This window comes from Kitasatospora sp. NPDC050543 (assembly GCF_044457565.1).
GTDB lineage: Bacteria > Actinomycetota > Actinomycetes > Streptomycetales > Streptomycetaceae > Kitasatospora.
In genome coordinates this window covers 1-17,486 of record NZ_JBITGZ010000029.1, presented here as the reverse complement: position 1 = coordinate 17,486, position 17,486 = coordinate 1, and the positions used below count along the sequence as shown (strand labels likewise).

Here is a 17,486-nt window from a genome sequence, read left to right as displayed (position 1 = left end):
GTGCTGTCCGATCAGCTACAGGTGATGTTGAGCGAGTTGACGATACGGCAGGTCCGGGTGGCCTTGTCGTTGGCCGCGGCCGGGTCGACGGGGGCGCTGGCGGTCCGGGTGGCCGTGATCGTATAGGTCTGGTTGAACGTCAGCAGGCCGACCGGGAGTGAGAAGTGGCGCACGGCGTTGCCGCCCTTGGCCAGCGCTCCCAGCGTGCAGGTGACCTTGCTCCCGCCCACGGTGCAGTCCGAGGAGCTGGCGAACGCGGTCGCGGCGGTCAGCGGCACCGTGATGGTGGCCGAAGTTGAGGGCGAGGGGCCCTGGTTGGTGACCGTCACCGTGTAATCGATACGGCCGCTGAACAGCCCGCGGACCGGGGTGGCGGTCATCGCCACGGCGAGGTCGGCGCTGGCGGTGTAGGTGAACCGGTCGCCGGCGACCGCCGCGCTGACCCCGTCCGGGGTGGTGACCTGGACGTCGACGGCACCCGCCGTGGTGGTGGCCGGCGCGGTGGCCGTGCAGCTGGTGGCGGTGCAGCCGAACGCCGTCGCGTTGCCCGCCGCCCCGAACCGGACGGCCGTCGCCCCCGCCAGGTTGGTGCCGGTCACGGTGACGCTGGTGCCGCCCACGACGGAGCCGGAGTTGGGACTCACCGAGGTGACGGTCGGCACCGGCGCCGGGAAGAGCAGCACGCTCACCGAGTCGCCGGTGAAGTCGGCCACGTACCCGTGCCGGTTGTCCGGCGTGACGGCCAGCTCGTAGGGGCTGCTGCCGACCGGGACGGTGGCGGCGACGGTGTTGTCCGCCGTCGAGATCACGCTGACCGTGTTGTCGTTGTAGTTGCTGACGTAGGCCTGCCGGCCGTCCGGCGCGACCTTGACGGCGAAGGGGGCCGCGCCGACCGTCACCGCGGCGGACACCGTGTTGTCGGCGGTGTTCAGGACGCTCACCGTGTTGTCGTCGGCGTTGGTCACGTAGGCGCGCCGGCCGTCGGGCGTCACCGCGACGCCGAACGGGGCGTGCGCCAGGGCGACCGTACCGGTCACGGTGTTGGTCGCGGTGTCCAGCACGCTCACGACCTTGTCGGCGGAGTCCGCGACATAGGCGCGCCGGCCGTCCGGGGAGAGCGCCACACCGTGCGGCTCGGCGCCGACCGGGATGGTGGCGGCGACGGTGTTGCCGGCGGTGTCGATCACGCTGACGGTGTTGTCGCCGGTGTTGGTGACGTACGCGTGTCTGCCGTCGGGGGCCAGCGCGACCCCGAAGGGCGCCGCGCCGACGGGGATGGTGGCGGCGACGGTGTTGCCGGCGGTGTCGATCACGCTGACGCTGTTGTCCGCGTAGTGGGTCAGGTACGCGTGCCGGCCGTCGGGCGCGACGGCGGCCGCGTACGAGCCGGAGCCGGCGTTGAGCGTCGCGGTGACGGTGTTGCTCGCGGTGTTGATCACATTCACCGCGCCGGTGCTCTGGCTGGTGACATACGCCCTGCTGCCGTCGGGCAGTAGCGCGACCCCGGCCGGGTACGGGCCGACGGGCACGGTGGCCGTCACGGTGGGGAGGGCGTCCGCGGCCGCGATCGCGGCCGGGCACGTCACCGACGCACCCACGGTCAGACCCGTCACCATCAGGGCTGTCCATGATCTGCGCAATGTACGACGTGTCCTCACAGAAGCCTCCTGGCTGTCTCACTCGACGGGGACGGCTGCGGGCGGGCGAGGGGCCCGGCCGGAGCCGGTCCACAGCGTAGGAGGTGATCTGACGATCAGTGAGAGATTCAAGCTGATTGTCGGTAAATGATCGAATTCGAAGGCCGGCACCCATTGGCCCGACCGCGTCGTCGAGGCCATCGCGTCCGGAGACCTCGTCGAGGGCGGCCCACTGCCCTCGACCAGACAGCTCGCCGGCGACCTCGGCATCAACTTCCACCCCGTCAACAAGGCCTACGACCTGCTCCGCCGGGAGGGGCTGCTGCGCCTCAACCGCAAGAGCGGCGCCGTCGTCCAGCGGGACGCCCGCTCCGGCCCGCCGGCCCCGGGCTGCACCGACGACTGGGCGGCCCGCCTGCGCACGCTGCTCGCCGAGGCGGCCGCCCACGGCGTCGGCCCGCCGGCCGTCCTGGCCGCCTGCGGCTCGGTGCTCGACACCTTCCCGGTGCCGTGCCCGCATCCACTGAACGTCACAGACGAGGGAGATCCGGCATGACGACCGGAGCGTTACTGTCCGGCAGCCCGGGCACCGCCGTCGCGGCGTCCGCAGTCGGTGCCCCCGTCAACGGCCAGCCCCTGGCCCCCGCCGCCGTCGAGGCCCTGCACGGGTTCACCCGCCCCTGGCACTGCCCGCCCCTCGCCGACTCGGCTTCCCGGCGTCGCCGGACCGGGCTCCACGCCGGGCTCAACGCCAGGCTCAGGGCCGGCGCGGGCCGAGCAGGTGCGCCCGGTGCTGCCAGGCCAGGTGGAGCAGGGCGGCGCCCGCCGGCTGCATCGCGGCCTCGGTGGTGAGTCTGCCGATCTGATCGGCGCGGAACGGCACCCCCGCGGCCCGGCCGGTGCCGTCCTCCAGGACGACGCGGTGGCCCTCGTCGTTGCTGGTCACCAGCTCCCGGAAGACGGCGTCGAAGAGCGCCGCGTCGAACACCGCGACGGTCAGCAGATCGGTGACATGCGTCAGCGGATCCATGCCGAGCCCCAGCCAGTGCACCCGCAGAGTGCCCTCGGCGCGGGCCTGCCGGAGCGTGGTGTGCAACTCCCAGGCGTCGTAGTCGATCGGCGCCGCCGCGCTGCCGTAGTCCTCGCTGCCGCCGAGCAGTTCCTCGCTGAGCTCCCGGACGGTCGAACGCCACAGGTCGAAGTCGTTGGCCTCGTTCCACGGCGCGTCGTGCGACGGCTGGAACATCCCCACCGGCATGACCTGATGGAGGTTGCCGCCGCTGGCGACCTTCGCCGGGTCGCGCCAGTGCAGGACGAACTCCGCCGTTCCGGCCGACCTGTCGTGACGGATCGTCAGTGTGCTGACGGCGGTGAGCACCGGCCGCCGGCGCAGATCGGTGGGATCGCCGACCGCGGCCCGGAACGGCAGGGCCGCCCGCGGCGCCGCCAGATCGGGGTGGGCCCCGGCGAACTCGTGGGCCGAGGCCTCGCAGACGTCGACGACGTCGAAGTAGTGCCCGGGGCCGAAGGTGAGTTCGGGCCGGCCGCTGTCCGGTCCCACGCCCAGCAGCCGGTAGCAGCTCCGGTCCTCGAACAGCCGGGGGCGGGCGAGGTCCGCGACTGCCTCGGAGTAGCGCAGGTACGGGCGGCCGTCGTCCCGCAAGGGGCGCAGCCGGTCCAGTGCGGGGTCGGTCCCGTCCAGTTCGGGCGGGGCCGGCTCCGCGTCCCAGCGCAGCGTCACGTCCTCCAGCGGAACGGGCCGAGGCGGCACCCAGTGCGGGCGCGCGAGCAACGGCGTCCCGGGGACGAACCTGTCCCGGGGGTAGGTGCGCGCGGCCAGCCGGGTCAGCTCGAACCGGTGCCGGTTCAGATGGGCGCGCGTACCACGCCAGAGTTCCCGCGATGCGGCGGGCGAGGGTCCGATGTCCACGGCAGTCCTTCCGGCGGGCAGCCCGCCGGGCTCGACGGGCCGGTGGCCCCTTCCAGGCCGCCCTCAAGCATGCCGCACCCCCCCCCGGCTCCAGGCCCCGCGGCCCTCTCGTCAGGGGAATTGTCAGTGGTACGTGTGACGCTGACGCCGACAACTCCACTCGCATTGATCAACGGGGGATCCCATGACCGGTGAGCAGACCGGGGCAGACCTGCCCTCGACCGACTTCGACGCTTCGTGGTGCGCGACGGACCTCGGTGGGTACCGGCCCTGCCGCTACACCTACGAGCGCTACCCCTACGCGAGTCTGCCGCCGCTCGACCCCGCCCGGTTCACGGCGGCCTTCGAATGGCTCGGCGGTGTCGGCGAGCCTGTTCCCGGCAAGGTCACGAAGCTGGGCGGCCTGGCCGGGGATCTGGCGGTCAGCGGCCTCACGCTGCCGCGGGACTTCGTCGTGTTCCAGACCGGCGCCGATCTGTCCGGCGCGCTCGACAAGGTCTCGGTGACGGGCTGCTGGACCGACATCTCCGATCCGCTGCCCAGCCCGGTCGAGCCGGGTGCCTTCCTCGTGCGGTTCCTGCGGGACCAGCAGGACTGCGTCATCTGGTACCTCTACCTCCGGCCTTCGGGGGAGGCGTTCGTGGTGCACTCCCACATCGACTACGAGCACGAGTACCGGGCGCGACGTGCGGGCGAGGAGACCTGGACCGATCTCGACGACCGGGCTGAGCAACTGGCCGCCATCAACTGGTGTGCGCCGTCGTTCGAGGAGTTCGCCCACCGCTTCTGGATCGAGAACCGTCTCTGGCACGAGGTCAACGGCGGTGACGTGGCCCGGCTCGAACCGCAGTTGCGCGACTACCTGCGCCACTACGAGTCACCGGTCGCGCGGTGACCTCGATGGCGCGCCGTCGGCCGGTCGTCCGGCGGCTACCGCTGTGGCTGGGCCGGCTTGCGGGCCAGCAGGTGGGCCTGCCGGAACCGCTCGCTCTCGCCGGGCTCGCGTACCAACCGGGCCACCTCGACCAGCCCGGCCCCGCGCATCAGCTCGGCGTAGCGGACGGCGAGGCCGTCGTAGGCCAGGCGGGTGGTGTCCAGGTAGGAAGGTTCGGTCATGGTCGAGACGGTGATCGTTGCCGCTCCGTCCTCGCCGGCGGTCAGGACGGATCGCCGGTGCGAACGGGCGCACGGCATCTGCGGGACCGAACCCTTCGATGGCCCGTGGCCCGTGGCCCGTGCCCGCCGGGCGGCCGGCCCGGAGGGACCCCTCGCCGCTACACGGCCGTGCCCCGGTGAACGGCGTCCAGCGCGGCCAGCTCCTCCTCGGACAGGCGCAGGGCGCCGGCGGCCACGTTGTCGACCAGGTGGTCCGGGTTGCCGGTGCCGGGGATGGCCAGCACGTGCGGGCCGCGGTGCAGCGTCCACGCCAGCCGGACCTGCGCCGCGCTCACCCCGTGTGCCCGCGCGACGGCGAGCAGCTCGTCGCTGTCGGCGCCGCTCGCGCCCGTCTCCCGGCCGGCGGCCGCGATCGCGTAGAACGGCACGAACGCGACCCCCTGCTCACCGCAGCTGCGCACGAAGTCGTCGTGCTCGGGCCGCATGCCGATGCCGTACGGGTTCTGGACGCAGACCACCGGTGCGATGGCCCGGGCCTCGGCGAGGTGCTCCGGCGTGACGTTGGAGATGCCCAGGTGGCGGATCAGCCCGGCGGCACGGAGGTCGGCCAGTGCGCCGAACCGCTCGGCGATCGAACCGGTGCCGAGGATGCGCAGGTTCACCACGTCCAGGTGGTCGCGGCCGAGTTGGCGCAGATTCTCCTCGACCTGGCCGCGCAACTGCTCCGGGGTGGCGGCGTGGGGCAGCCAGTCGCCCGCCGGGCCACGCCCGGGCCCGACCTTGGTGGTGATGACGAGATCGTCGGGATAGGGGGCCAGGGCGTGGTTGATCAGCTCGTTGGCCGAGCGCAGCGGTGAGAAGTAGAACGCGGCGGTGTCGATGTGGTTCACGCCGAGCTCGACCGCGCGGCGCAGCACGCTGATCGCCCGGCCGCGGTCGCTCGCGGCGGCGCCGGGCGCGAAAGCGGCGCCGTTCTGGGTCAGGCGCATCGCGCCGAATCCGATCCGGTTGATCGTCAGGTCGCCGAGCTTCCAGGTGCCCGACGCTGCCGCGGTGATCGTCTCTGAGGTCATACCGGAAGGATCGTCCACGAGGTAGGTTGGCCGCCAGAGATTAAGGCATACCTGAATCCTGGGGGATCTCATGCTGGCGGAGCTGGCGTTCTCGGCGAGCGACCTGGCGCAGATGCGGTTCGCCGTCTCGCCGATGTGGCAGGTCGGGCCGAGCTTTCGGCTGCTCACCTCCGGCTCCGCGAACCCGGTGCACCGGCCCTGGGTCGAGCAGGTACGGCCACGGGTGGCGGCCGCGGGGCTGGACCGGGGCTGGCTCGCCGAGCTGATCCCGCCCTCGGGCTACGTTCCCGACTTCGTCAATCCGGCGCCCACCGGCCCGGCCCCCACGCTCGCGACGGAGCTGGCCGCGATCCTGGCGGCGCCCGACGAGCAGGTCCGCGCGGACCTCGACCGTCTGGGGCGGCAACTGGGCATGCTCGGACCGCGGTTGCGCTCGCTGTACGCCGAGCCGCAGGCCGCCCTTCCGGGGCCGCCGGGCGGGGGGAGCCCGATGGCCCGGCTCGCGGAGGAGATCGAGCTCTACTGGGAGCTGGCGCTCGCTCCCTACTGGGCGAGGATCCGGGCTGTGCTGGACGCCGACGTCTTCCACCGGGCCCGGCAGGTCGCCGAGCACGGCGCGGCCTATCTCTTCAACGACCTGCATGCCTCGGTGAGTTGGGGTGACAACGCGCTCAGGTTACGGCGGCAGCGGACGCTCTCCAGGACGACGGCGGGCGCGGGGCTGGTGCTGGTTCCGTCGGCCTTCACCGGGCCGGACCTGTTCACCCGGGTGACGCCGCCCGAGCCGCCGCAACTCGCCTACCCGGCGCGCGGCATCGGCTCGCTCTGGGAACCCCGGCCCGTCACCGGCGCCGCCGCCATCGCCGCCGTCCTGGGCCGCTCGCGGACCAGGTTGCTGAGTGAACTGGAGTCCCCGGCCTCCACCACCGAACTGGCCCACCGCACCGGGATCTCCGCGGCAGGCGTCTCCCAGCACCTGACCGCCCTGCGCGCCGCGGGTCTGGTCAGCGCCCACCGAGCCGGCCGCTCGGTGCTCTACGCCCGCACCGCCGTCGCCGAGTCCGTCCTCGCCGCGGCGGGCCCGTAGGGGCGCGGCACGGTACGCCCCTTGGTACGCCGGGCGGGCGCGGTCAGGGCACACGAACGACCGGGGGCTCTCCACCGGGCGGCCTGCCACGCATGTGGCGGGAGTGGAAAGTCGGCGCTGGTTCAGCCTGGTCAGGGTGAACCGGTGGTCGGTGTAGTACGTCCAGGCCTGGTCGATGACCGGCTGGAGGTACCCGGCCTGTGCGCCGCCGGGGCGGAACGAGGCGGCGCTGCGGGGCGCGGTGATCCGGTAGCTGCTCGTGAGCGGGCGGAAGGCCGCGCCGGCGGCGCCGGAGTACTGGGCCAGGACCTGGTCGCGGGTCAGCGCGATGCCGACGCTCTGGTCGTAGCCGGTGCCGCTCTGCTCCAGCCGGGCGGTGAGCGGCAGGCCGAACATGTCGACCTGGGTGGTGTTGCCGCCGAACGGGACCACGCCGTACCGGTACGTGAACTCGTACCAGTCGAAGTGGACGTCGGTGTTGGGGTCGGCCGGGTTGAGCAGGTCGGGGCCGCCCCAGCCGGCGTCGTCGGGCGAGATCGGGATGTACATCGGCGAGCCGACCGAGATGTACATCCGCGCGCCCTCCAGCCTGGTCGGGACGGTCACGGTCGCGGCCCGGGCCAGCGAGAAGGACATCGCGGCGTAGTTGCGGCCGTTCTTGGTGAGGTGGCCGGGCGCGCTCTCCTCCAGGTGGTTGATGTGCGCCAGGGTGCCGTCCGGCTTCAGGTAGGACCACTGGCCGGGCGTGGCCATGCCGAGGACGAGTACGTAGACCAGGCTGTTCGGCCAGATGCCGCGGGTGTTGTTCCGGAACACCACGGGGAAGCTGCCGGCGCCGTCCGGCGGGGGCGTGCCACCGCCACCGGGCGGCGGGGTGCCGCCGTCGGCGCCGACGGTGTACCCGAAGTGCGGGCTGTCGAAGAGCGGGCTCGCCCTTCTCGTACGTGAACCAGTAGTCGAGCGCGGCGCCGGTGGGCAGGTTCGCGACGGTCCTGGACCACGTCCCGGCGGCGTCGTCCATCCGGAGGTTCTGCTGGCCGGAGCCGTTGACCAGGTAGTGGACGTCGACCAGGGCGGCGGGGGTGGTGGGCCTGAACCAGAACTGGACCTGACCGGTGCCGGCCGCGGTCACGCCCTGGGTGTGGTCGGTGGCGGCGTCGGCGGGAGCGGCCCCCGCGAAGGCCGCGCAGGCCGGCCCCGCCCTGGAGGCCTGCACCGAGGGCGGCCAGGACCTGGGCACGCTGGCCAACGGTGACTGGGCGCTCTAACGGGGCGTCAACTTCGGTACCACCGAGGCCCGCCAGTTCAACGCCCGGGTGGCGAGCGGTGCCGCCGGCGGCGTCAGCGGCCTGGTCGAGGTCCGCCTCGACAGCCGTACCAGCGCGCCGATCGGCTCCGTCGCCGTCGCCGTCGCCGTCGCCGACACCGGCGGCTGGCAGAGCTGGCGGAGCATCCCCGCCAACATCAGCGGCGCCACGGGCACCCACGACGTCTACCTGACCTTCACCAGTGGCCAGCCGGCGGACTTCGTCAACCTCAACTGGTTCACCTTCGGGCACTGACCAGCCGGCTCACCGAGCACGGGGGTGGGAGACCGCGCACACCGGTCTCCCACCCCCGCCGCGCGCGCCGCCGGTGGGCGCCGCGCCGTGCCTCGGCCGCGCGCGGTCGGGGGCAGCCGGCGCCCCGGGCCCGCCGTCGGCTGCCTCCGGCCCTGCTGCGATCATCTACCGGGCGGAGAGCGCCCGAGACCCGGGTCGCCCCGTGATCGTCCGACCCGAGGTGGCCGTGCAGTCCCTTCTCTCCAGCTTCGTGCCGATCTGGGCCCTCACCGCGGTCGGCTACCTGGTCGGCCGATCCGGACTGCTCGGGCCGGAGGCCGAGTCGGTGCTCGGCCGCTTCGTCTTCCACGTGGCCATGCCGGCGGCGCTCTTCAACATGATCGCCAGAGCGCCGCTGGGTGGCTTCGCGAACCTGTCGATGCTCGCCTTCGCGGCCGGTACCGCCCTGGCCACGGTGCTCGGCTTCGTGGTCTCCCGCCGCCTCTTCGGCCGTAAGCTCGCCGAACGGGCGATCGGCGGCATGGCGGCGGGGTACGTCAACTCGGCCAACCTGGGTATCCCGGTGGCAATCCAGGTGCTCGGCGACGCGTCGTTCCTCGCTCAGGTGCTCCTGTTCCAGGTGCTGCTGGTGTCGCCGGTGATCCTCACGCTGCTCGACGCGGGCACCGACGCGGCCACGGCCACGGCTGCGAACACGGCTGCGGGCACGGGCCGGCGGTGGGGGGCCGTCGGGAGGATGCTGCTGATGCCGGTCCGCAACCCGATCATCATGGCCTCGGCCCTCGGCGTCCTGGTCTCCGCCGTGGGCTGGCAGCTGCCGGCCGCCCTCGGCCGCTCCTGCGAGCTGCTCGGCGGCGCCGGTGTCCCCACCGCTCTGCTGACCTTGGGCATGTCGCTGCACGGCCGCCGCCCAGCGCCGGGCTCGGAGCCGGCCGTGGAGGTCGGCGCGCTGGTCGCCCTCAAGACGCTCGTGCAGCCCGCGTTCGCCCTGCTGGTCGGCGGCCCGCTCCTGCACCTGCCCGCGCACCAACTCCTCACCGTGGTCCTCTGCTCCGCGTTGCCGACCGCCCAGAACGCCTTTGTGTACGCCCGCCAGTACGGACTGGACACCGGGATCGCCCGCAACTCGGTGATGTACTCGACCCTGGTGTCGATGGTCACACTCACCGGTATCTACTGGCTGCTCGGCCCCGGGCACTCGTAACCCGCCGGCCCGCCGCCGGCTCAACACGGTTGCGGGCGCGCGGCCGCCCTGCCAGCATCGGACCATGATCGAACTCGCCGACGACCTCGGCCACCTCGCCTGCACCGTCACCGGAGAGGGAGCGCCCGTCGTGCTCCTGCACGCCGGTGTCGCCGACCATCACATGTGGGACCCGGTGGTGCCCGCGCTCGCCGCACGCCACACCGTCATCCAGTACGACCTTCGCGGCTTCGGTCAGTCCGCGCCCCCCACCGGGCCGTTCAGCGACACCGACGACCTCCGCCGCCTCCTGGACCGGCTCGGGCACCGGAGTGTCCGGCTGGTCGGCTCATCCTGGGGCGGGCGAGTGGCGCTGGACTTCACCCTGGCCCACCCCGCCCGGGTGCACTCGCTGGCGCTGCTCGCCGCGCCCTGGCCCGGCTACGAGTGGTCGGCGGACATGCACGCGTACGACGAGGCCGAGACGGCGGCCCTGGCCGCGGGCGACCTGGACACCGCCGTCGACGTCAACCTGGACATGTGGCTGCGCGGACCGGCGCGGGCCTGGGAGGACGTCGACGCGGGGCTGGCCGAACGGCTCCGCGGCCCGATCCGGACATCGCTGGTGCACCAGGACGCCCGGGAGCGGTACTCCGAGGGCGCCACGGGAGGCGACCTCGCCACGATCGCCGTCCCCACCCTGGTCGGGATCGGACGGCTCGACGTCCCCGACTTCCAGGACATCGCCCGCCGGTACGTTGCCGGCATCCCCGGCGCCACCCTGGTCGAGTTCGCCACCGCGGCCCACCTCGTCCCGCTGGACGCACCCGCCGAACTCGCCGCCGCGCTGGGCCCGTTCCTGGCCCGCTGAGGCACGGCCCGCCGGCCGGCACCTGTGGCGGCACATCGCCGCTTGACCTCAAGTGAACTTGAGGTTCTAGGTTCGTTGCAGAGCCGCAGGAACCGACCGGCGGTGCCTTCCGAGGAGGTTCGGCATGACCGAGCGCAGCACGCACACCGAGATCCCCGACCGATACCGCTACGCCGTGATCCCGCACATCATGGTCGACGACGCCGCCGCGGCGATCGACTTCTACCGGCGGGCGTTCGGGGCCCGTGAGGACTTCAGGATCGACGCTCCGGGCGGTGGGGTGCTGCATGCCGAGATCACCATCGGGCAGTCGGTCCTGATGCTGGGCGACGCCAGCGTGGACGAGGCGGAGGCCGGCTCGTTCGCCGCGCCGGCCGCGCTCGGCGGAGGCACGTCCGTCACGCTGCATGTCTTCGTACCGGACGTCGACAGCCTGGCGGAGCGCGCCGAGGCCGCCGGCGCGGAGATCCTCCAGCCGCCGACGGACATGTTCCACGGCGACCGCACCGTCATACTCAAGGACCCGTCGGGCCACATGTGGGTGTTCCTTACCCACCTGGAGGACGTCTCGGACGAGGAGCTCCGACGCCGCCTGGCCGCCGTCGGGTGACCGTGCCCGTCAGGGCCAGCGGTCGATCGCGTCCAAGTGGGCCTCCAGCGCGGCCAGGTCGGGCTGGTCGAACACCGCCTGGGTACGCGCCCACTCGGTGTTGTCCGCCTTGTAGGCAGCCACGACCTCGTCGGCGGTGGTGCCGGTCATCGCCGCGATGAGGTCGGCCACGTCCCCGCTGAGGCCACAGGTGCGGGCGAGGACCCCGAAGACCTCGATGCTGCCGTCCCGGTCCGCCGGGTCCGCCCGCTGCTCGATCCAGCGGGTGAACCCACTGCGGAACTCGCGGCCGTAGTGCTCCATGCCGTACTGCTCCATGGCTCTGGCCCCCCTGTGCGGCGGACAGCGGCCCCTCGGGGGCGGTCGCGGACGTCCGGCAGTGGTGCGGACGAGCCTAGCGGTGGGTGGCCCGCCCGCGCCGGTCCGTGGGTTGCCCGTCGGCGGCCCGGTAGCCCGGCGGTCGGCGTGACCGGCCGGCCACCTGGCTGTTCCACGGATTCGCCGGGTCCGCGAGTCCGTCCACCGGTACCTTTCGGCTGGGTTGTTGATCTACTGCTGAGACCCCTGGTAACGAAGGAATGTGACACGGTGGACGAACGCGAGTCGCTGATAGAGCGCTTCGAGGAACACCGGCCGCATCTGCGGGCGGTGGCGTACCGGATGCTCGGCTCGGCCGGTGAGGCCGACGACGCACTTCAGGACGCCTGGCTGCGCGTCAGCCGCGCCGACACCGACGAGGTGGAGAACATCGGCGGGTGGCTGACCACCGTGGTGGCGCGGGTGTGCCTGAACATGCTGCGCTCGCGCCAGTACCGGCGCGAGGACCCGCTCGACGTGCAGGAGTCGGACCCGGCCATCGGCCAGGAGTCCGGGGGCGACCCCGAACAGGAGGCGCTGACGGCCGACTCGGTCGGCCTGGCGATGCTGGTGGTGCTCGACACGCTCGCGCCGGCCGAACGGCTCGCCTTCGTGCTGCACGACATGTTCGCCGTGCCGTTCGACGAGATCGCCCTGATGATCGAGAAGACCCCGGCCGCGACGAGGCAGCTGGCCAGCCGCGCCCGACGCCGCGTCAAGGGGGGCGCCCAGCCGCCCGTCGCCGACCTCGCCCGCCGGCGTGAGGTCGTCGAGGCCTTCCTGGCCGCCACCCGCGGCGGGGACTTCGACGCGCTGGTCAAACTGCTCCACCCGGGCGTGGTGCTGCGCGCCGACAAGGCGGTCGTTCCCACCCCCGAACCCATCGTCGTCAACGGCGCCGAGACGGTGGCCAGGGGCGCGATGGCCGCCATGGAGCGGGCCCGGGCCACCGCGGTGGTGTTGGTCGACGGCGCGGTCGGACTGGCGATGGCGCCCCTCGGGCGGCTGTTCCTGGTGCTCAACTTCTCGATCACGGACGGCCTGATCACCGAGATCGACATCGTCGCGGAGCCGGAGCGCCTGCACGAGGTCGAGCTTTCCGTGCTCGACGACTGATCCGGCGCCGGGGCGCGGCGGTGGACGATGCACGCCCACCGCCGTCTCCCGGGCCTTGCCACCCCCGCTGCGTGGGACCGGACGGCGGCGCCGGGTGGACACCGGGCCAGGTGGACCCGGGACCGGGCCAGGACGCCGACGCGTACCGCCCCGGCCTCGGCTCGCGGCTGCCCGCCCGGCCTCAGGTCCACCGAGCGGACCGAACGCATTCCCGCGCGCTCGATCCGCGAGACGGGGCGACTCCCGGCCAGCCAGGCCGTAGGCTCGCGGGATGGGGACGGGACAGGCCGGGGGCGGTTGGCGGGCGGCATGGACGGGCGGGCGCCCGGCGGTGCACCTGGGCAATGTGGCGGACTTCAACGCCCAGTTCTTCGACCGGGCCATGGACGTGCCGCAGCGCCGGCGCCGCCTTGGGCAGGGCCATCACTACGCCTGCATGGCCGCCTGCTACAGCCCGGAGCCCGCGGTCGTCGTCCTGCCCCACCACCTGGAGGACGCCTGGGTACGGCTGCTGACACACGAGTTGGAGTGGGGCGCGGTCGAGCTCCACAGCGGCGTGGCACCCGAGCAGCCGCTGGTGCGGGCGCTCGCCGGGCGGCCCGCCCTGCTGGAGCGGATCACCGGCTCCGGGCTGCCCGTCCTGCCATGGGGGCGGACGGCGGCGCTCGACACCCTGCTCGGGGCCGGCGTCGCACCCGCGGGGCCGGACGTGCTGGAGGCCACCCGGCGGTACGAGTCCAAGGCGGCCTCGCACGAGCTGTTCGCGGCGATCGCGCCCGGCCACGACCTGATCGCCGTCCCGCGCCAGGAGCGGCCGGACACCCTGCGCCGGGCGGCCCGGCTGCTCGCCGCCCGGGCCGCGCGCGGCGGGACGACGGTGCTCAAGACCCCGCACGGCGTCGGGGGCTTCGGGACGGTCGTGGTGACACCCCGTGAGCTGGCCGCGGCCGGCGGCGCGCGGGCACTGCTGCGCCGGCTGGCGGCCGAGGAGGTGCTGACCCTCGGCGGTGGCCTGCTGCTGGAGGAGTACGTCGACGGTGGCGGGCGGCTGCGCAACCCGACCTTCGACGCGGTGATCGGCCCGGACGGCGCCGTCCACCCGGTCGGGGTCGGCGCGATGGACGTGGACGGCACGCACTACCAGGGCGTGACGGTGGGCCCCGGCGTCGTCCCCGGCACCCTGGCGCGGGCCGCCGACCGCTTCGGCCGGGAGGTCGGCCGGGCGCTCGCCGCCGGGGGGTACCGGGGCTGGTTCGACATCGACTTCGTCACCGACCGGGCGCACCGCCTGGCGCCGACCGAGATCAACCTGCGGCTGACCGGGCCGGCCGTCGCCTTCGTGATCCAGGCGCGGCTGGACGAGGTCCGCGGGCCGGGCCACCTCGTACGGACGATCGACGGGCTGCCGCTGGGCGCCCGGCTCCCGCAGGAGGCGCTGTTCGAGCACCTGGAACGGCTGCGGCTGCGGTGCGCGCCGCTCGGTGCGAGCCTGCTGCCGCTGATACCGACGGCGGGCTTCGAGGAGCTGCCGTCGGTCGGGCTCGCGCTCGCGGCCCGCAGTGCGGAGACGCTGGACGCGGCGGAGTCGCTGGTCCGCGCCGGGAACCACGCCCTCGGGGGGTTGTTCGAGACGCTCGTGGACGCCGACGGTGCGTCAGAACCACGGTCACGGATGGCCTGGTGAACGAAGCCGGGCCCGGTGGGCCCGGCACCGGGGGCGCGGCCCGGTCGGGCCGCCGCCGCGTCAGAGGACCCGCTTCGGCCGCCAGACGACGAACCGCGCGGCCACGACGGCCGCGGCCATCAGCGCGACGTTGAAGATGTAGACCAGCAGCGTCTGCCGGGGCCAGTCGGTCGCGGAGCTGGTGCGGTACAGGTTGTCCTGCGGCCACCAGGCTGCCAGCAGCCAGACGATCGCCAGGTGCGCGGCGCCGGTGAGGCCCGGCGGTCGGCCCTGGCGGCGGACCAGCGGAAGCCCGAGGAGGAGGAAGGTCACCCCCGCACCGAAGGACATGCACTCGCAGGCGTAGAGCACCTGGAACAGGCCGGACCAGGGGGCCGGCACCAGGCGCAGATCGGTCGAGGTGGGGAAGAAGGCGTCCGTCAGGACGCCGGCCAGGAAGCCGATCGTCAGGGTGAACAGCACCCACGTCGTTCGGCTGACCTGCGCGTCCGACCCGGCGCCCGCGCGGGACCGGCCGCCCGGGCCGCCCGCCTTCCCGCCGGAGTACCGGCGGCCTGCCTTCGCGCCCCCGGCCCGCATGCTTGCGCCCGAAGTGGCGCCCGTACCGCCGCCCGCACCTTCGCCCGCTCCCGCGCGCCCTGCCGGAGCGGCGTGGCCGCGCGGCGCGGGCAGCGGCAGGGCCCGCCGGTCGATCTTGCCTGCCCGGGTGCGGGGCAGGGAATGCAGCGGTACCACGGCCTCCGGGGCGGACCCCCGGGGCAGCCGGTCGGCCAGGTGCTCGACGAGCGTCCAGCTGTCGGGGGCGCCGGCGCCGGCCGCCACCACGTACGCGACCAAGGCCCTTCGCTGGGAGGGAAGTTCCACCTCCGTCACCACGCACTCGCGGACTGCGGGGTGCGCCCGCAGCACCCCCTCCGCCTGGGCGGCGGCCCCGGCCAGTACGACACCGCGCGCGGCGGCGTCCTTGGACAGGCCGCCCGCCGGGCCACCGGACCAGCCGTCCGCCGAGGAGCCCGGCGCGCCGTCGAGGGTGGCATCCGCGCGCCCGATGAACTCCAGCAGCCCGTCCTCCCGCAGCCGCCCGGCATCCCCCGTCAGATGCACGCGGCCGTCGGGGTCGAAGGCCGCGGACGGGAAGCGCTCCGCCGTCAGTTCGGGTCTGCCCAGGTAGCCCCGGCCCACGCCGGCGCCGCCGATGGCGATCCGGCCGGCCTCCCCGGGCGGCGCGGGTCTGCCGTCCGCGCCGAGCACGTACACCCGCACGCCCGGGAACGGCGCCCCGATGAGCGAGACGCGCTCCGGGCGGGCGAGGGCGCCGTACCGGGGCTCGACCTCGAAGTACGCGCTGTCCACGCACGCCTCCGCGACGCCGTAGACGTTGACCACCCGGAGATCCACGCCGAGCAGTTCCGTCAGCGCCAACTGCTCGTCGAGGTACCACTTCTCGGCGCCCACCGTCAGCAGCCGCACCCCCGCCAGGTCCTGGACCGCACCCTCGGTGGAGCGCAGGTGCTCCGCCAGGCGTTTGGCGGTGTGGAGGTTCAGCTCAAGCACGCTGACACCCTCCCCGGCGACCAGGCGCGGCAGTTCGGCGAGGTCGGCGGTGCGGTCCAGGGTGAAGTTGGGTCTGGCCATCACCAGCGTGGCACCCGAGCAGAGCGCCCGCACCCAGTCGGCCGTGAACACGTCGAACTCCAGGCTCGCCGTCTGGAGCAGCCGGTCGGCGGGGGAGAGCTCGTAGACCTGCCGCCACGCGCGGTGCGCGGCGACCAGGTTGCGGTGCTCGATCACCGCGCCCTTGGGCAGGCCGGTGGAGCCGGAGGTGTAGAAGACGCAGGCCGGATCGCCCGGGGCGGTCTCGCGCCGGAGCGGCACGGCGGGGCGGGCGGCGATCGCCGCGGCCGCCGAGTCCGGACAGACCACGGCCCGCCGGGTCGCGTCGGCCAGCCGGACCCGGTGGCTCTCGTGCGTCACCACGACCGCCGGATCGGCGTCGGTGAGGATGTGCCGCAGCAGCGGATCGGGGGCGCTCGGCTCCACCGGCACGTACGCGCCACCGGCCTTGAGCACCGCCAGCATCGCGACGAACACGTCCGGGCCGCGGCCCAGCGACACCGCCGCCAGCCCGCCCGCGCCCAGCCCGGCCTCCGCCAGGTGCCCGGCCAGCCGGTCGGCCCGGGCGTCCAGTTCGCCGTACGTGATGCCGAGGCCGTCGAACCGCACGGCCACCGCATCGGGTGCGCGCCGGGCCCAGTCCTCGAACAGCCGGTGGACCGTGCCGTTCCCCGCCGCTTCGTCGCCTGTCATGGACAACCCCCATCGTCAGCGCGCAGCCGGCACACCGCTCGGCCTCGCTCCGGTGTCCCCCGAGACAGTCTGCTCCGCCGCCGGTCCTTCGACGCCCCAACAGCGGACGGTAGTTGCAGCTCTGTTACCGGTGGGCCGGAGCGAGGGGCTGCCTACCCGTGACAGATTCGGCCGCCCAGGGCATCGCCGTACGTTCGTGCTGCGGGGAACACCGCGAGCCGACCACCCGAGAGCCCTGGAGGAACCGTGCCCGCCTACGCCATCGCCCACATCCGCCACGTCGCCTTCGGCACGGACATCGTCGAGTACCTGCTCCGGATCGACGCCACCTGGCGGACTTCGAGGGACGGTTCGTGGTGCACGGGGAGGAGGCCGAGGTGGTGGAGGGCCACTGGCCGGGCAACGTCGTGGTGATCGGCTTCCCGGACCGCGAGCGGGCCGGCACCTGGTACGACTCCCCGGCCTACCAGACGATCCTGCCGCCGCGCACGGACAACCCCGTCGCAGACGTGATCTTCGTGAACGGCGTCGCGGACGGCTACCGCGCGGCGGACCGGATGGCGGACCCGGCAGCGGGCCCGGGGACAGGCAGGGCGGCGGACGAGGCGGCCGAGAGGCGGCGAGGTCCTGCCGACGGCGTGAGGGCGGGGGCGGGACGGCCCGTACCCCGGTGTAGACGGCCAAATCCGAATTCCATAAGGTATGCCTTAGCTAAGTGGGTGGGGGATCCGGTAGCTCCGGTTCCGCCACCCACGCGCAGTCCTGCCCAGATTCAGTCGCCGTCCCGTGGAGCTCTCATGTCCGCTCGTCGTTCCGCCGCAGCCACGCTGCTCACCCTCGCTGTGGCGAGCGCCGCTCTGGCGGGCTGTTCGAAGAAGAGTGAGGTGGCGTCGTCGGATGCCGTGTTGGTGAATGCCTCCGACAGTGCGTGTGAGGTGTCGCGGACCTCGTTC

General features: G+C 73.5%; 14 protein-coding genes and 4 pseudogenes. 10 read left to right on the top strand and 8 right to left on the bottom strand.

All coding sequences use genetic code 11. From position 1 onward, the window contains the following. Window positions 1-11: 11 nt before the first annotated feature. A complete protein-coding gene (locus tag ACIBH3_RS28005; protein ID WP_396314866.1) occupies window positions 12-1,616 on the bottom strand; it encodes a beta-propeller fold lactonase family protein in 1,605 nt (534 codons plus the stop codon). A 214-nt stretch (window positions 1,617-1,830) separates the two neighbouring features. Here ACIBH3_RS28005 and ACIBH3_RS28000 point away from each other — a divergent pair. After that, window positions 1,831-2,193 (top strand): annotated as a pseudogene (locus tag ACIBH3_RS28000) (GntR family transcriptional regulator); the annotation flags it as partial. A gap of 201 nt (window positions 2,194-2,394) precedes the next feature. Here the strand turns inward: ACIBH3_RS28000 and ACIBH3_RS27995 are convergent. Continuing rightward, window positions 2,395-3,567 carry an XRE family transcriptional regulator gene (locus ACIBH3_RS27995; protein ID WP_396314865.1) on the bottom strand — a complete coding sequence of 391 codons (1,173 nt, stop codon included), beginning with the start codon at window positions 3,565-3,567 and terminating at the stop codon, window positions 2,395-2,397. Between the two features lie 184 nt (window positions 3,568-3,751). On the opposite strand from ACIBH3_RS27995, the gene ACIBH3_RS27990 reads away from it, so the two are divergent. Further along, a complete protein-coding gene (locus ACIBH3_RS27990; RefSeq protein ID WP_396314864.1) occupies window positions 3,752-4,462 on the top strand; it encodes a hypothetical protein in 711 nt (236 codons plus the stop codon). 35 nt (window positions 4,463-4,497) lie between these two features. Here ACIBH3_RS27990 and ACIBH3_RS27985 read toward each other — a convergent pair whose 3' ends face one another. After that, window positions 4,498-4,683 (bottom strand): hypothetical protein, encoded by a 186-nt coding sequence (locus ACIBH3_RS27985; RefSeq protein ID WP_396314863.1) that lies wholly within the window; start codon window positions 4,681-4,683, stop codon window positions 4,498-4,500. 158 nt (window positions 4,684-4,841) lie between these two features. Next, window positions 4,842-5,756, bottom strand: a complete 915-nt coding sequence (locus ACIBH3_RS27980) for an oxidoreductase (RefSeq protein ID WP_396314862.1) — start codon at window positions 5,754-5,756, stop codon at window positions 4,842-4,844. Window positions 5,757-5,826: 70 nt separating this feature from the next. Between ACIBH3_RS27980 and ACIBH3_RS27975 the strand changes: the two genes are divergently transcribed. Further along, window positions 5,827-6,843, top strand: a complete 1,017-nt coding sequence (locus ACIBH3_RS27975; RefSeq protein ID WP_396314861.1) for a DUF5937 family protein — start codon at window positions 5,827-5,829, stop codon at window positions 6,841-6,843. A gap of 186 nt (window positions 6,844-7,029) precedes the next feature. On the opposite strand, the pseudogene ACIBH3_RS27970 reads toward ACIBH3_RS27975, so the two are convergent. Together ACIBH3_RS27970 and ACIBH3_RS27965 are read right to left on the bottom strand one after the other, a co-directional pair. Further along, window positions 7,030-7,659 (bottom strand): annotated as a pseudogene (locus tag ACIBH3_RS27970) (beta-1,3-glucanase family protein); the annotation flags it as partial. A 166-nt stretch (window positions 7,660-7,825) separates the two neighbouring features. Then, window positions 7,826-7,975, bottom strand: a pseudogene (locus ACIBH3_RS27965) (hypothetical protein); the annotation flags it as partial. 88 nt (window positions 7,976-8,063) lie between these two features. On the opposite strand from ACIBH3_RS27965, the pseudogene ACIBH3_RS27960 reads away from it, so the two are divergent. The 4 genes and pseudogenes from ACIBH3_RS27960 to ACIBH3_RS27945 form a co-directional block, all read left to right on the top strand. Next, a pseudogene (locus ACIBH3_RS27960) lies at window positions 8,064-8,405 on the top strand (carbohydrate-binding protein); the annotation flags it as partial. 202 nt (window positions 8,406-8,607) lie between these two features. After that, window positions 8,608-9,609 carry an AEC family transporter gene (locus tag ACIBH3_RS27955; protein ID WP_396314860.1) on the top strand — a complete coding sequence of 334 codons (1,002 nt, stop codon included), beginning with the start codon at window positions 8,608-8,610 and terminating at the stop codon, window positions 9,607-9,609. A 64-nt stretch (window positions 9,610-9,673) separates the two neighbouring features. After that, a complete protein-coding gene (locus ACIBH3_RS27950; RefSeq protein WP_396314859.1) occupies window positions 9,674-10,459 on the top strand; it encodes an alpha/beta fold hydrolase in 786 nt (261 codons plus the stop codon). Window positions 10,460-10,583: 124 nt separating this feature from the next. After that, complete coding sequence (locus ACIBH3_RS27945; RefSeq protein WP_396314858.1) at window positions 10,584-11,069, top strand: VOC family protein; 486 nt, start codon at window positions 10,584-10,586, stop codon at window positions 11,067-11,069. Window positions 11,070-11,078: 9 nt separating this feature from the next. On the opposite strand, the gene ACIBH3_RS27940 is transcribed toward ACIBH3_RS27945, so the two are convergent. After that, complete coding sequence (locus ACIBH3_RS27940) at window positions 11,079-11,387, bottom strand: hypothetical protein (RefSeq protein ID WP_396314857.1); 309 nt, start codon at window positions 11,385-11,387, stop codon at window positions 11,079-11,081. Window positions 11,388-11,657: 270 nt separating this feature from the next. Between ACIBH3_RS27940 and ACIBH3_RS27935 the strand changes: the two genes are divergently transcribed. Beyond that, the gene (locus ACIBH3_RS27935) at window positions 11,658-12,542 is read left to right on the top strand and encodes a sigma-70 family RNA polymerase sigma factor (protein ID WP_396314856.1); all 885 of its coding nucleotides are present in this window, start codon (window positions 11,658-11,660) and stop codon (window positions 12,540-12,542) included. 271 nt (window positions 12,543-12,813) lie between these two features. Then, window positions 12,814-14,226 (top strand): hypothetical protein, encoded by a 1,413-nt coding sequence (locus tag ACIBH3_RS27930; protein WP_396314855.1) that lies wholly within the window; start codon window positions 12,814-12,816, stop codon window positions 14,224-14,226. A gap of 60 nt (window positions 14,227-14,286) precedes the next feature. Here ACIBH3_RS27930 and ACIBH3_RS27925 read toward each other — a convergent pair whose 3' ends face one another. Beyond that, window positions 14,287-16,533, bottom strand: a complete 2,247-nt coding sequence (locus tag ACIBH3_RS27925; protein ID WP_396314854.1) for an AMP-binding protein — start codon at window positions 16,531-16,533, stop codon at window positions 14,287-14,289. Window positions 16,534-16,691: 158 nt separating this feature from the next. Between ACIBH3_RS27925 and ACIBH3_RS27920 the strand changes: the two genes are divergently transcribed. Then, window positions 16,692-17,486 (top strand): DUF1330 domain-containing protein (locus tag ACIBH3_RS27920; RefSeq protein ID WP_396314853.1); only part of this gene is annotated, 795 nt, incomplete at its 3' end.